General features: G+C 63.0%; 14 protein-coding genes. 8 read left to right on the forward strand and 6 right to left on the reverse strand.

The features are described from left to right. Positions 1-9 precede the first annotated feature (9 nt). The 4 genes from THPRO_RS15525 (at position 10) to THPRO_RS15540 (ending at position 3931) form a co-directional block, all read left to right on the forward strand. Entirely contained in the window at positions 10-900 is an 891-nt protein-coding gene (locus tag THPRO_RS15525; RefSeq protein WP_052064510.1) for an ABC transporter permease, read from the forward strand. Further along, positions 897-1730, forward strand: coding sequence for an ABC transporter permease (locus THPRO_RS15530; protein WP_082954693.1), 834 nt, complete (start codon positions 897-899; stop codon positions 1728-1730). Before THPRO_RS15525 ends, THPRO_RS15530 begins: the two co-directional genes overlap by 4 nt. Positions 1731-1756: 26 nt before the next feature. Continuing rightward, complete coding sequence (locus THPRO_RS15535; RefSeq protein WP_065089843.1) at positions 1757-2818, forward strand: polyamine ABC transporter substrate-binding protein; 1062 nt, start codon at positions 1757-1759, stop codon at positions 2816-2818. Between the two features lie 258 nt (positions 2819-3076). Further along, the gene (locus tag THPRO_RS15540) at positions 3077-3931 is read left to right on the forward strand and encodes an MOSC domain-containing protein (protein WP_038091379.1); all 855 of its coding nucleotides are present in this window, start codon (positions 3077-3079) and stop codon (positions 3929-3931) included. Positions 3932-4040: 109 nt separating this feature from the next. Here THPRO_RS15540 and THPRO_RS17530 read toward each other — a convergent pair whose 3' ends face one another. Then, positions 4041-4259, reverse strand: coding sequence for a respiratory nitrate reductase subunit gamma (locus THPRO_RS17530; protein WP_407922458.1), 219 nt, complete (start codon positions 4257-4259; stop codon positions 4041-4043). 444 nt (positions 4260-4703) lie between these two features. Then, positions 4704-5378: a Crp/Fnr family transcriptional regulator gene (locus tag THPRO_RS15545; protein WP_038091382.1), complete on the reverse strand. Its 675-nt coding sequence runs from the start codon at positions 5376-5378 to the stop codon at positions 4704-4706. 259 nt (positions 5379-5637) lie between these two features. Here THPRO_RS15545 and THPRO_RS15550 point away from each other — a divergent pair, with 259 nt between their 5' ends. The 3 genes from THPRO_RS15550 to THPRO_RS15560 all read left to right on the forward strand — a co-directional run bounded on the left by THPRO_RS15550 (position 5638) and on the right by THPRO_RS15560 (position 7615). After that, complete coding sequence (locus THPRO_RS15550) at positions 5638-6177, forward strand: hemerythrin domain-containing protein (protein ID WP_038091385.1); 540 nt, start codon at positions 5638-5640, stop codon at positions 6175-6177. 1 nt (position 6178) lies between these two features. Beyond that, positions 6179-7180 (forward strand): hemerythrin domain-containing protein, encoded by a 1002-nt coding sequence (locus THPRO_RS15555; protein WP_052064512.1) that lies wholly within the window; start codon positions 6179-6181, stop codon positions 7178-7180. A gap of 213 nt (positions 7181-7393) precedes the next feature. Next, positions 7394-7615, forward strand: a complete 222-nt coding sequence (locus THPRO_RS15560) for a hypothetical protein (RefSeq protein WP_038091389.1) — start codon at positions 7394-7396, stop codon at positions 7613-7615. A 72-nt stretch (positions 7616-7687) separates the two neighbouring features. Here THPRO_RS15560 and THPRO_RS15565 read toward each other — a convergent pair whose 3' ends face one another. Continuing rightward, the gene (locus tag THPRO_RS15565) at positions 7688-10828 is read right to left on the reverse strand and encodes a bifunctional diguanylate cyclase/phosphodiesterase (protein ID WP_082954695.1); all 3141 of its coding nucleotides are present in this window, start codon (positions 10826-10828) and stop codon (positions 7688-7690) included. A gap of 239 nt (positions 10829-11067) precedes the next feature. Further along, positions 11068-11427: an ArsR/SmtB family transcription factor gene (locus THPRO_RS15570; protein ID WP_407922455.1), complete on the reverse strand. Its 360-nt coding sequence runs from the start codon at positions 11425-11427 to the stop codon at positions 11068-11070. A 403-nt stretch (positions 11428-11830) separates the two neighbouring features. Here THPRO_RS15570 and THPRO_RS15575 point away from each other — a divergent pair, with 403 nt between their 5' ends. Further along, complete coding sequence (locus THPRO_RS15575) at positions 11831-12049, forward strand: hypothetical protein (RefSeq protein ID WP_038091392.1); 219 nt, start codon at positions 11831-11833, stop codon at positions 12047-12049. A 326-nt stretch (positions 12050-12375) separates the two neighbouring features. On the opposite strand, the gene THPRO_RS15580 is transcribed toward THPRO_RS15575, so the two are convergent. Both THPRO_RS15580 and THPRO_RS15585 read right to left on the reverse strand, forming a co-directional pair. Next, on the reverse strand, positions 12376-13179 hold the full coding sequence (locus tag THPRO_RS15580) for an ABC transporter permease (protein WP_038091395.1): 804 nt from the start codon (positions 13177-13179) through the stop codon (positions 12376-12378). Beyond that, a complete protein-coding gene (locus THPRO_RS15585; protein WP_038091401.1) occupies positions 13176-13949 on the reverse strand; it encodes an ABC transporter ATP-binding protein in 774 nt (257 codons plus the stop codon). The genes THPRO_RS15580 and THPRO_RS15585 overlap by 4 nt, the downstream gene beginning before the upstream one ends. Positions 13950-14012: the final 63 nt, after the last annotated feature.

Raw genomic sequence — 14012 nt, forward strand, 5'->3', positions numbered from 1 at the left:
GCGCCATCGATGAAGGCGGTGTTGCGGCGCGGTTTCCATTTCGCTCTCACCGTCGGTCCGGGCGTGGCCTGGATCACGCTGTTCCTGTTTCTGCCCAGCCTGCTGATGGCTCTGCTCGCGTTCATGACCAACGACCCCTACGGTCAACCGGCGCTGCCGCTGACCGTGCACGCGTTCACACAGGTCGCCGGCTACAGCTTCCTGGGCTGGAGTCCGGGCAATCTCGAGGTGGTCTGGCGCTCGCTGTTGCAGGCCGCCTACACCACGGTTGCCACGGCGTTGCTGGCGTACCCGCTGGCCTTCTTCATCGCCCGCGCGCCGGTTCGCTACCGCCCGGTGCTGCTGCTGCTGGTCATCGTGCCCTCGTGGACCAACCAGGTGGTGCGCACCTACGCCTGGATGCAGATTTTGGCGCCCGACACCTGGCTGTCCCATGTTGCCGTCGCGCTCGGTTTCCTGCCGCAGCATATGGGCCTTTATCCGAGCAGTTTCGCGGTCTCCATGGGGCTGGTCTACAACTACCTGCCGTACATGGTGTTGCCGATCTACGCTTCAGTGGAAAAACTCGACTGGCGCCTGGTCGACGCCGTGCGCGATCTCTACGCCAGCGGCTGGCGGGTATTCCGCCATGGTGTGTTCCCGCAGACCGTGCCGGGTCTACTGGCCGGCATCATCCTGGTGGCCATACCTGCCTTCGGCGCCTATATCGTGCCGCAGCTGCTCGGCGGCGACCGGGCGATGCTGCTCGGCAATCTGATCGCGCAGCAGTTCAGCTCGATGCCCGACTGGCCCTTCGGCGCCGCGCTCACCCTGGTGATGCTGCTGTTCACCTTCGGCGGGCTGGTCGTGTTCCGTCGCATGGCCCGGCGCCTCAATGCCGGCGAGGCGAACCTGCTATGAGGCGCGCTTCCGCCATCGATCGCGCGATGCAGGGCATGGCCATCGCCACCCTGGCCTTTCTTTGGCTGCCGTTGTTTGTCGTGGTGGCCTTCTCGTTCGAGCCGGAGGCCGCGGCGGTACATCTCACGGGGTTCACCTTCGATTGGTACGAGCGCGTCTGGCAGCAGGGCGGCATGCTGCACGCCTTGTTCCGCTCGCTCGAGCTCGGTCTGCTGTCGGCCGCTGCGGGCACCGTGCTCGGTGCGTTGCTCGCCGTTGGACTGCATCGCTACCGTGGCCGTGGCTTCGCCATCCTGGCCTTGATCGTCTATCTACCGATCGTCATGCCCGACGTGATCTACGGTATTTCACAGATGGTGTTCTTCAACTACATGCACCGGTTCATCGGCTGGCCCAGTGCCGGACTGGTGACCATGGGCATCGCCCACGTCAGCTTCCAGATTCCCTACGTCGCACTGGTGGTCTATGCCCGGCTGGTCGGCCTCGATCGCAACCTGGTACATGCTGCCGCGGATCTCTATGCCTCGCCGCTCAAGAGCCTCTACGCCTTCTGGCTGCCGGTACTCAAGCCGGCGCTGATCGCCGGTTTCCTGCTGGCCTTCACGTTGTCGCTGGACGATTTCGTGATCAGTTTCTTTACCAGCGGCCCCGGCAGCGTGACCCTGCCGATCTATATCTGGGGCAGCATCGCACGTCATGGCGTCACGCCTCAGACCAATGCGATCGCCAGCCTCATGATCGGTGCGGTGCTCCTGGTCGCACTGGCGCAAACCTTTTTCCAAGCCCGTCGACACGGGTACCTGTCGTCCCACGGCCAACCGTCCGCCTGACCATCTCAGCAAGGGGAATATCGAAAATGAAACTACTCAAGAAAAGCCTGTTGTTGCTTTCGATCGCGGCCTTGCCCGCGCTGGCCTCGGCCGAACAGACCCTGTATCTGTTCAACTGGACCGAGTACATGAATCCGAAGATCATCAAGCAGTTCGAGGCCAAGTATCACGTCAAGGTGGTGCAGACCTACTACTCCTCGAACTCCGAACTGCTCGCCAAGCTCAACGCCGGCGGCACCTCGCAGTACGACGTCGTCGTGCCGTCCAACTACATGATCGAACGTATGGCCCATGCAGGCCTGATCCGAAAACTCGACAAGTCGAAACTGCCGAACTTCAAGAATCTGATGCCGGAATTCCAAAACACGGCCTACGACCCGAACGACGAGTACGCCATCCCCTATCAGTGGGGTACCACGGCGCTGGCCTACGACACCCGCAAGTTCAAGAATCCTCCGCAGACCTGGGGCATTCTGTTCGACCCCAAGGTCAACCCCAGCTATCCCTTCGCGCTCATGGGCGGCAGCGGCCAGGACACCCTGCACGCCGCCTGCGCCTACCTCGGTTACGGCTTCAACTGCGACAAGGTCGAGCAGTGGAAGGAAGCAGCCAAGCTGGTCATCGAAACCAAGAAACGTCATAACTTCGTCGGTTTCGTCGACGGTACCCCGGCGCTGCACCAGCTCGAAAAGGGCGTGATCGCCGCCGGCATCGTCTACAACGGCGACCTCGCTAACGAAATCGAGAGCAGCCCGAAGGCGACCAAGTACATCAAGTACATCATCCCGAAGGGCGGCGCCGAGGTATGGGTGGACAACATGGCCATCCCGTCGCATGCGCCGAATCCCGAACTGGCGTACAAGTTCATCAACTTCATCCTCGACGCCAAGATCGGCGCCGAACTGTCTAACTACAACGTCTACGCCAGCCCCAATGCGGCCGCCAAGCCCTACCTCGACAAGGTGCTGACCTCGCCGCTGGTGCAGCCGACGGCCGAGCAATGGAAGCGCCTGCATTACATGCCGGGTCTCAAGGGCGAAAAAATGCAGGCCTATCAGGCCATCTGGCGCGCCGTGCGCGAACATTGATCAAGGTTTGAAGCGACGCCCCTTCCGTCGGTGGCGGGAGGGGCTTTTTTTGTTGAGCGCGCGAGCCGCTGGTGAGTGTGATCGGCGGTCATGAAGCCGGCACTCGTTGGGCCTCGCCTTGCCCGGGCGGGCTTTGCGAGGCTGGTGATTGCCGGGATGGCCCCGTTATAGGGTGACCCCATAGCCTGCTGACGGCTCGTCGCCCTCCGGCACGCAATCTGCTTGGCAATCACCCGTCACTCACGGCAAGGAGAGGGTGTGGAGCAGATCGGCATCATCAGGGAGATTTGGCGTTACCCGGTCAAGGGCATGGCGGGCGAAGCGCTGAAGGAGGGGCGGCTGGTCGCTGGCGCCGGCATCGAGGGCGACCGTCTATGGGCACTGCGCGATACCGCGCGGGGCGAGATCCAAGGCTGCAAGTTCCGGCCCGAGCTGCTGGGCTGCGACGCGCGACTGCGTGCGGACGGCAGCGGCCATGTGGACGTGCGGTTTCCCGAGGGCGACGTGATGGGCAGCGACGATGGCGACATCCATGCAAGCCTGTCCGCGCTTACCGGGCGCTCATCGACCCTCGAAGCCCTGCGGCCGCTTGGGGACGGCAGCTTCTACCGGCGCCACAAAGCAGACGACCACACCTGGTTCGAGGAACTCAAGGCGACCTTCGCGCGTCTGCCGGGCGAGCCATTGCCGGATTTCAGCGGTGCGCCACCTGAGTTTTCGGAGTATGTCTGTCAGCCCGGGACGTTCTTTCTGGTCACGCCGTTCCATTTGGTGACCACCGCCACGCTGGCTCGGTTGCGCGCCTCGAGTCCCGCGGCGGACTGGAACGTGCGCCGTTTTCGGCCGAACGTCGTGATCGAGACAGCGCCCGAGGCCGAGGGGTACGTCGAGCAGGATTGGATCGGGCGCAAGCTACATCTGGGTTCGGCCCGGGTGGCTTGCACCGAGACGACGCCGCGCTGCGGCGCGGTCGCACGCAAGCAGCGCGGACTGTCGGAGGACGCCTCGATCTTGCGCAGCATCGTCCGCGAAGCGGAGCAGAACCTGGGCATCTATGGCAGAGGGCTGGAGACAGGCTGCCTGCGCGTCGGTGATGCGGTGTACTTGATCTGAGGGGGTGACCGGCCTCCGGCAGCCATCGCCTCGTGGAAATCCGGTCAATGCAGTGTCCTGGGTACGGCGGACCAGCATATGCCGCGCCGACGGTTGCCGATGCGCTTGGTTACCGTCGGCCATGAGCGGCGGATTCGTCAGGCCTGACGTTTGCGAACGATCTGATAGCGCCGTCCGAGGTGCCGACCGGGGCACTCCAGATATGCACCAGTCGCGTAAAGGGGAATAGCAGGAACGCCGTCAGCCCAGGAACAGATGGATTTTGTATACCCAGGGCACCAGAGCGATGAAATGTATGTTTACACTTGCATGATTCTCGCCACCGAATTCGTGTTTCTTGCGGCGGTTATCTCGGGTCGGGTTCGGCGTCACTTTCGGCTACGCGACGCGATGGCTTGCTCTCTAGACTGAAGTGATTCAGCCTCGGACCGTGGAGTCGAATCGCGTCGCTGCCAGATGCCTGTTGGGGATGCGTATGCCGCGCGGCATATCGGCCGCGGGGAGTGCGCCGGAGACATGGGGTTGCGATGACAGGACCGGGTGCTTGCCGGATGCGGATGGCGCCGTCATCCGATCCGTCGCGAACGGAAAATCAATCCGCATTATTGAGTCCCGATGGCTTCGCAACCGTCCCCGACGCGACTCGTCGAGGCTCCCCCCTCACTGCATGAACAACGAAATTGCGCTATTTCTAGCATCGGCCAGGACGGTCCGTGTTGACCCAGATCAAGCCGGCCATGCGTGTGCGGGATGTCGGGTTGGGCTGAGGTTGTCAGGTGTGCAGGGTGGGGGCGGCCGCGAGCGTGCGCAGGCCGGGAATGTCGAGCAGGTGCACGCTGCGCGCGTGTACCTGCACCAGGCCACGCCGTTGCAGTTCGCCGAGCAGGCGCGACAAGGTTTCCGGCTTGATCGCGAGATGGGCGGCGATCACGGTTTTCGACGCGGGCAGTTCGAGACTCCGATCGGATTGCGCCTGTGCCAGCAGGTAGGCGATCAGCCGGTAGTGTGCGCCTTCGAGCGTCTGCGCCTCGATTTCCGCCAACAGCCCCTGGATGCGACGCGTTTGCCGCCCGAGCAGCGCCAGACAGGCGACTGGGGATTCCAGCAGTAAGGAGCGGAAAACCGCGGCATCCACGGTCCACACCTCGCTGGCTTCGAGCGCCTCTGCGCCGACCGGATAGACGGGGTGCTCCATGAAGGCGACGCCTTCGGCGAAGGTGTCGCCCGGTGCGACGATATTCATCACCTTTTCGCCTCCCTGCCGGGAGAGCATGAACAGTTTGATATGCCCCGTGCGCAGCAGGAAGAAGGTGCGCGCCGGCGTGCCGGCATCGAACAAGGTCTCGCCGCGCGCGAGTTTTCGACGTCCGATGTGGCGTGCCAGGCTGTCGAGCTGGTGTTGGTCCAGGCTGGCGAAAAGACCGATGTCCTGCAGGGTTTCGATCATGGGCGGGCGCTTCAGCGAGTGGGCGCGAACAGGCGTGCAGACAAGGAGCGATCAGTCTAACGCATCGCACGTTGCATGCCCGTATCCTCCCGTTCGGATCCGGCCGCTCAGGCTTGACCTGGATCAAGGCCGTCGATCCGCGTCTGGCGCCATGCTCTGCATCCAGGCGATGACCAGAGCGCCGAAGAGCCGGCTCCGCCGCGTATCGCGGACTGATGGCTGGCGTGGCCAAGGTGCGTGAGGAGGAGGGCCGAACATCATGTTGTTACCGACACCATCTGCCGGTTTTGAGGATCCTTTGGGTTTGCTCGCGGATTGCCACCGGCGCATGGAAATATTCTGTGGCCGGCTCGAGCTTATGCCGGCACACCTGGATACACACGGTTCCGATGAGACGGCACGCAGGGCGGCGGCCGGTATCGTGGCCTATTTCGAGCATGCCGCGCCCCTGCACCATGCCGACGAGGAGACAGATTTGCTGCCGATGATGTGTCGTCGCGCATGCGCCCCCAAGGCACGGGCGGCGGTGGCGGCATGGAGCGTCCGCATCGATGAGGATCATCGCGCCCAGTCGGCTGCCTGGCACGGTGTGCGTGCCGCGCTGCAGGCATTGAGTCGCGGGGATGGCGTGCAGGCGCCGGATGCCGGAATGTTTGTCGACATGACACGGGCGCATTACCGCTTCGAGGACGAGACGGTATTGCCGCTGGCGCGAACACTGCTTACGGCACAAGACCTGACGGCGCTCGGACGCGCCATGGCGAGACGGCGCGAGCATGATTCTCGGGACGGGCCCTAGCATGGAGACGCTGCGTGAGGAGAGGCCAGTCGTGCGCAAGCCGGCGATGCCGTTGCCGGCAAGTTACGTGCGGTTCAGCCGTACGCCGGTCTTTGACGGTGGACACATGCCGCCGGGGCTGTGCGAATCACATCATACGACGCATGGCGTGTGGGTCGAGATCGTGATCGAGCGCGGCGCGCTGGAATATCGTTGGCTGGATGGTTCGGGCAGATGCTGGCAGCTTGTTGCCGGCGAGATCGGCGTGATTCCGGCGGGTCTGCCGCATCGCGTGACGCCGGCCAGCGAAGACACACGTTTTTATCTGCGGCTGTACCGCAAGGACGTCGCGCCCGCATCGCAAGCCGATCGCGATCCGCCGCGTCAAACCCTGGATCTGCGCCGGCTGCCGATGCGTCTGCGCGATCGCGCCTTGTCCGACGTGTTCGACGTGCTGCTGTCAGGGCAGGCGCTCACCGTCGTCGACGACCGTGACCTGCGCGCACTATTCGAGCGCTTCGTGCCGCCGCGACGGCTGGCTTTGTTATGGTTGATGCAGGCGGATTCACCGGCGCGAAGGGTGGTCAGCGTGTGTCGCCGCGAAGCCCGGCATGCGGCGCGCATCGGAGAGGTGCTGCAGGCCGATCATGCCCGTCTCGACGCATTGCTCGATGCCGCCACAGCGCGTGCGGAGTCGGGAGAGGGGGGCGGCGACGCCCTCGGCGATCTGATCTGGGGTCTGCGCCGGCATATGGCCTTCGAAGAACAGCGCCTGTTTCCGCTGTTCGTGGCAAGCGGCGGGACAGCGGCGCCGACGCGGGTGATGCGGGACGAGCATGTCGACATCGAGAAGCGCTTGGGGCGGCTGGCGGGCGCTCCTGCGGATGTCGAAACGCTGGCCGGATTGCGCGACCAGCTCGAACGACACAATTTCAAGGAAGAGGGCGTCCTGTACCCTCTCATCGATGCGAATCTGGATGGACACCATGCCGCCTTGGTCGAGGCCTTCAGCGTCGGCGATTGATTCGGCATGCCGAGGCACCACTTCGCCTGTGTTTTCGCGCAACCTTGATCGACATCAATCGAGGGTGTGCCGGGGCGGGGCCGCCGGGGAACCGTGCGCTGGCGCTGGAGTCGCATGGTAGACAGGCGCCGTTATTCGCCACGCATGTCGGGCAGGCTATGTATCCGGCGCCACCTGTAGGGGGCAACCACACACCTATCGGGAGGTCACAATATGACTGCAGCCCCGAACCACGGCCAGACGGAACACCCGACGGCATCGAGACAAGTTCGCGGTGCCGGCAACACGCAGGTTTTCGTGATCCTTGTCGCCGTCATTGCGGCTATCGGCTATCTGACCAATGTGATCGATATGCCCGTGGCGCGGCACCTGGGAGAGTTGCGCGGTATCGGCAGTGCGATGCCGCTGCTCGGCGCGATCCTCGGTTACGTTTGAGTGCCAGTTTGCGGCGGCGGTGTGCTGCGGGGAGCCGTGGCGCACCGCTGGCCGTGCGTGCCTTCGGGCAGATCAGCCCTGGCGCAGCAGACGTTCGAATGATTCGGGGGGCAGCGGCCTGGAAAACAGATAACCCTGGCCATAGTCGCAGCCGATCTCCCTCAACCGCCGGCACTGCGCTTCCGTTTCGACGCCTTCGGCGATGACCTCAAGCCCGAGTTTGTGCGCCATGATGACGATGGCTTCCGACAAGGCGAGATCGTTGGGCTCGGTTTCGAGGTTGCTGATGAACGATTGGTCGATCTTCAGGTAGTCGATATCGAAGCGCTTGAGATAGGACAGCGCCGAATAGCCCGTCCCGAAATCGTCGATGGCGACCTGGATGCCGGCATCGCGGAAGCCGAGCAGCCTGTCGATGACTTCCGGATGGGCGTTGAGCAGCAGACCTTCGGTGATTTCGATGCTGATGGCGCTCTCGGCGACGCCGAGCTTGCGCAGATGGTTCAGCCAGTCGTCGATAATCAGGTTTTCGCTCTGGAACTGCAGCGGCGACATGTTGACCGAAATCTGCAGCTTTCGATGCGCATCCTGCGTCCAGCGCTGCGCCCAGCGCGCGGATTCACGGAACACCCAGTCGCCAATCTCGATGATCAGGCCGGTCTCCTCGGCCAGTGGGATGAATTCGTCGGGGCGAATCATGCCCCTTTCGGGGTGCCGCCAGCGGAGCAGGGCCTCGGCCTTGACCACGCGCCTGTCGGCCAGAGAAATGATGGGCTGGAAGTGCAGTTCGAGCTGCATCTCGGACAACGCGCCGCGCAGGTCGTTGATCAGCCGCAGGCGATGCTGGGCCGATTCCTGCAGCGCCTGGGTGAAATAGCTCAGGCGATTGCGGCCCGCGCTCTTGGCCGCGTACATGGCCTGGTCGGCGTTGCGCAGCAGCTGCTCGAGATCGGTCGAATCCTCGGGGTAGAGCGTGATGCCGATACTCGCGGTGACGTAGGCGGAGTCCCGGCCGAAGGTAAAGGGCACGGACAGGGCTGCGAGTATGTGCTGGGCGATGCGTTCGGCATCGCGGGTCTCTGCGATATGACCGAGAATGACGGTGAATTCGTCGCCGCCCAGACGTGCGACGGTATCGGATTCGCGTACGCATGCGCTGATGCGCTCGGCTGCCTCGATGAGCAACAGATCCCCGACCGGGTGCCCGAGCGTGTCGTTGACCTCCTTGAACCGATCGAGATCGATGAACAGCAACGCGAGTTTGGAGCGTTCTCGATGGGCGTTGCGAATCTCCTGTTCGAGGCGGTCGTGCAGCATGTAGCGGTTGGGCAATTCCGTGAGGAAATCGAAGTTGGCCTGGCGCCAGATCAATTCGTCTGAACGCACCTTGTCGCTGATGTCGGAGCCTAGGGCGACGTAGCGCAGTACTTCGCCGCTGTCCGCGCGTACCGTATTGATGGTCAGCCAGGCAGGAAAGATTTCGCCGTTCTTGCGGCGATTCCAGATTTCGCCTTGCCACATGCCCTCGCTCGCGATGGCCTGCCACATCAGCCGGTAGAATTCGTCGTCGTGCCGGCCGGAGCGCAGGATTCTCGGGTTCTGGCCGTGGATGTCCGCGAGTTCGTAACCGGTGATTTCGGTGAAGGCGGGGTTGATGGCGACGATGCGGTTGTCCCCATCCGTGACCAGCATGGCCTCGCTGCTGCTCCGGTAGATCAGCGATGCGAGATGCCGTTCCTCCTCGGCGCGCCGGCGATCGATGGCGATGCCCATCAGGTTGGCGGCGCTCTCGATGACGGCGATCTCGTGCATGCCGGGCGCGCACGGGCGCTGATGGTAGATCGCGAAGGTGCCGAGCACTTCGCCGCCTGCCGAGCGAATGGGTTCCGACCAGCAGGCGGCAAGCCCCGCACGCGCGGCAATCTGCCTGAAATCGCCGTTCCAGTTCGGGTGCGTGGCGATGTCTTCGGCCACGACGCGCACACCGCTATAGGCGGCGGCGCCGCAGGAGCCGATGCCGGGGCCTATGCGCAGGCCGTTGACCGCCTCGTTGTAGAACGCAGGCAGGCTGGGCGCGGCCCCGGTCTGCAGGGTTTCGCCGTCATCGTCAAGCAGCAGGATCGAACACTTCATGCCAGGGTTGCCGGCCTCGACGTCGCGGATCAGCGCCTCCATCAGTTCGTTCAAAGACACGCCCTTGGCGACGCGTTCGAGTGCCTGCTCGCGGATCCGGTCGCGTGCCTCGGCTTGCTTGCGGGGAGTGATGTTTTCAATCAGCGACACGACATAGGCGAGGCTGCCATCGTCGTTACGCACCGCGCGTGCGGCAAGATGGGTGTGGACGATGCCGCCGTCCTTGCGCAGGTAGCGCTTTTCCATGGTGTATTCGTCGATCTCGCCATGTTGCAGGCGGGCGAACAGGGATTCGTTTTGCTGGAGATCCTCCGGATGTGTGAGGGATGCCCACGTCCGGCCGGACAATTCCTCGCGGCTATAGCCGAGTATGTTGCACAGCGCGTCATTGACTTCCAGCCAGCCACGGTCCGGCAATGTGGCCGCCATGCCGACCATGGAGCGTTCGAAATAGGCGCGGAAGTGGCGTTCGCTGCTTTTGAGTGCTTCGACTGCCGACTCGTGCTGCGCCACGCGGTCGAAATTGTCCAGCGCAAAACTGATGTCGCGAGCCATTTCGTCGAAAAGGGCAACGGCTTCGTCGTCGAAAAAATCCTCGTCGGTGTGGTAGACAACGAGTTCGGCGAAGGCGGCGCCGCCTCGCGGGATCGGGAATGACCCACTGCTGTTCCAGCCGAAGCGGATGCCCTGTTCGTGCCAGGGCTTGGTTGTGGGATGGGTGGTGAAATGATTGACGATGACGGGGCGACCTTCCCTGAAGGCCGTCGCGGAGGGACCTTGTCCCTCCGCTTCCTGATCGCTGATTGCGATCTTGATGTGTTGCAGGTACTCGATGCCGTGCCCATGGCGTTGCACGGGTACCAGTCGACCGGTCACCGGGTCACCTACGCCGATCCAGGCCATACGGGCGCCACCGAACTCGACCGCGACACGACAGACGAGCGGGAATAGTTCGGCCTCCTCGCTCATGCGCACGATGGCCTGGTTGATCTCGCTGAGTGCCTTGTAGACCTGGGTCAGGCGCCGTATGCGTGCGGGCGATGCGGTTTCGTCCAGCGATATGGCCGTGTCGTCGCTCACCTGGGGCCCCTGAGAGTCGTTGGTAACACCAATGGTTATTTTAGTGATACCCGCCCAGTTTGATGGTTTTGGAGCGAAGTGCAAGGGCCGTGAGGCGGTCTACATCCGGGTGACGCAGCTCGGGTGGCGTCCGATGCGGGGTTGTGGGGGCGCTCGTCGTAGCGCGACGGCGTCACTACGCCGATGCAGGGGACTCTGGCGTCCGTACCGCCTTCAGCCGTAGGCGTGTGGCTGGCGGTTCAGTGGCGTCGCCTGGTTTCCGGGCAGAAGATATCGCGTATGTGCTGGATCAGTTCCAGAGTGTGGTTGTGGCCGATGCGATAGAAATGCCGGTTTCCGCGGCGCCGGCGCGTCACCAGGCCGCCGCTCAGCAGGATGCCGAGATGCTGCGAGATGTTGGTCGGCGTGGTGCCGACGCGATCGAGCAGCTCCTTGACGCTGAATTCCTCGTCGCCCAGTGCGCATATCAATTTCAGACGCATGGGATGTGCCATCGACTTGAGTATGCGGGCGGCCTGTTCCAGATCTTCGGGGCTATCGGCGAGCAGTGGTGTTCGCGGTAGCGCGTGACGGGCCATCATGGATATAGCTTGAGACATGGCATCCTTCCTGTGCCGGTCCGGCCTCTCGCCGTCGTCACCACCGCAACGGGCTGCCGGACTTATATGAACAAGTATTTTCGTGCGTAAAAGTATCACATTGCGCCGTCGGCTTGCGCGTCGAATTCTCATGCTACCAAAGAAGGATTGAATGCGAGGACATTGATCTGCGTCAATATTAAACCATGATTTTTATGTGTGAATAAACACCGAATATCCATGGGCGCTGGCCAAACGTGGCACTGCGGCGCCCCTGTGATTGACCCCAAGGGGGGGTATGTAATTATTTGATTTGTAGATATAATTTTGTCTTTGGATGGGCTTTTCGGCGCGTGTGGGGTCAGCACTGATGGATGTTCGGAAGACGCAATGTTGAACGAATCGATCCAGAGGAGAGCTGTAGATGAATATACCCGCGCACAGTCACGCGCTGCCACACCTGCATATCCCCGCACTGCACTTCATCATCCCGCACACGATCGATCTGCCCGCTTGGTGGTGGATGGGCGCCGACATTCTTGTGCCCTGGACCTGTTTTCTGGTGGCGTTGTTTTGGTTTTACCGACATAGCCGCAGGGAAGAAGAGGCGAGGATCAGGCGGATCGAGGACGACCTGAGTTGATCCACCGGCCTGGTCCGCCGGGCGCGGCGGGCCAGGCCGGCGGCGCAATCCCGTGAGAGCCAGTCAACTGCTCAGGCGCGGCCGCCTGTTGCCCGCGAGTCCGTGATGTTCCAGGGGCCTGTTCACACGATGCGGTGGGGCGCTGTTGTGACTGAAAAATCGCCAATCAAGGCGCGAGTAGCGCGGTTTGGTGATTCCAAATCAGCGACGAGCAACACAGAGTGGCGGTTTTCCAGTCGCAACCCGCAGGGCCGGGCCGCTTTTTGCGTCTCGCGAGCCACGAAAACCGGCTCCGGCAGCACCCCACCGCATCGTGTGAACAGGCCCTAGTTGACGCTTTCCGCATGGTAACGGGCCAGCAGACCGCTACGCACCGCATGCCGGTAAACATGCAGGAAATAGGCGATCGCGATTGCGATATAGCCCAGCGTCAGCGCCAGACTGCCCATCAGGGCGGCAAGCGGGAAGTGCTGGCCGGCCGACAGCGCGCGTATGCCATCGAAGACGTACGACGGCGGCAGGGTGCGCCCGATGAACTGCATCCATTCCGGCAGCGTGCTCAGCGGATAGAAAACGCCCGCGAAGGGCGAGATCACGGCCGGTATCGGCCAGATCAGCCATTCGGTGGCGGGGCCCAGCCGCATGACCAAAGCGCTGCAGAAGATGCCGAGCGCGATGCCGAACAGAAACAGGATGAGCAGAAAGGGAATCAGCAACAGGCCGTAGGTCAGGAACGACAGGCCGAAGATCGCGCTGGCCATGAGCATCATCAGCATCAGTCCAAGGGCGCTGGTGGCGATGCTGGTCAGCACCAGCCCGCCGACGTATTCGGGAATGCTCAGCGGCGAGGTGAACAGATTGAGGAAGTTGCGCGCCCAGACGTCTTCGAAAAAGGCCGAGGTCATGCCGATCATGACCCGGATGAAGAAATCCCACAGCAGCACGGCACCCAGCAGACGCGGCACGAAGTCCAGCCCACTGTCCGTGACGTGGTTGAGATAGCGGGTGAAGAAGCCCCAGAGCACCATGTCCACGCCGACCCAGATGAAAATCGGCAGGATGCGCGCGGGGCTGCCGCGCATGATGTAGAACTGGCGCAGGGCGATGGCGGCGATGCGTTGCGGACTCATGAGCCAGCCCCGTAGGCCAGGGGTTCTCGGGCGATGTGGATGAACAGGTCTTCGAGGGTCTCGCGTCCATGCGCGCGCGGCAAGGCCCGCGGATCGCCTTCGAGCAGGATGCGTCCTCGCGACAGAAACAGCACGCGGTCGCAGACCTCGGCCACTTCGGACATGTTGTGAGAGGTCCACAGGACGCCGCAGTGGCGGCGTCCCGCATACGCGCGCAGGCGCGCCCGGATGTCGTGGGCACTGGCGGGGTCCAGCGAAGCGGTCGGCTCGTCGAGCAGGAGCAGCGGCGGCTCGTTGAGCATGGCCTTGGCGAGTGCGACGCGCGTCTGTTCGCCGGAGGAGAGCACGCCGCATTTGCGGTTGCGATAGGGCATGAGATCGAATTCGTCCAGCAGCGTTTCGATCCGGGCGCCTAGGCCGCGCACGCCGTAGAGCATGCCGAATATTTTCAGGTTCTCGTAAACCGTCATGTTGCCCGGCATGGGCGCGTAGATGGCGGCGAAATTGGTGAGGGACAGGGCTTCTCGGCGGCGAGCGAGGAGATCGATGCCCTCGATCTGGATGCGACCGTCGCTGGGTTCGAGAATGCCGAGGAGCATATTGATGGTGGTGGTCTTGCCGGCGCCATTGGGGCCGAGAAGCCCCACGATTTCGTCATGCCGGACCTCAAGTCCGATGCCGGCTACGGCCACCAGATCGCCATACTGCTTGCGTAGCGCGTGGACGGCAAGCGCGGGTGGTCGAGCGTCGGTTTCGGCGGGTCGGTTCAAAAGACGGGATTTCCTGTGCGGTGGTGCCAAGTGGCGCACGCGTCGATCAAGCATGCCATGAAA

Source organism: Acidihalobacter prosperus (assembly GCF_000754095.2).
GTDB classification, from domain to species: domain Bacteria; phylum Pseudomonadota; class Gammaproteobacteria; order DSM-5130; family Acidihalobacteraceae; genus Acidihalobacter; species Acidihalobacter prosperus.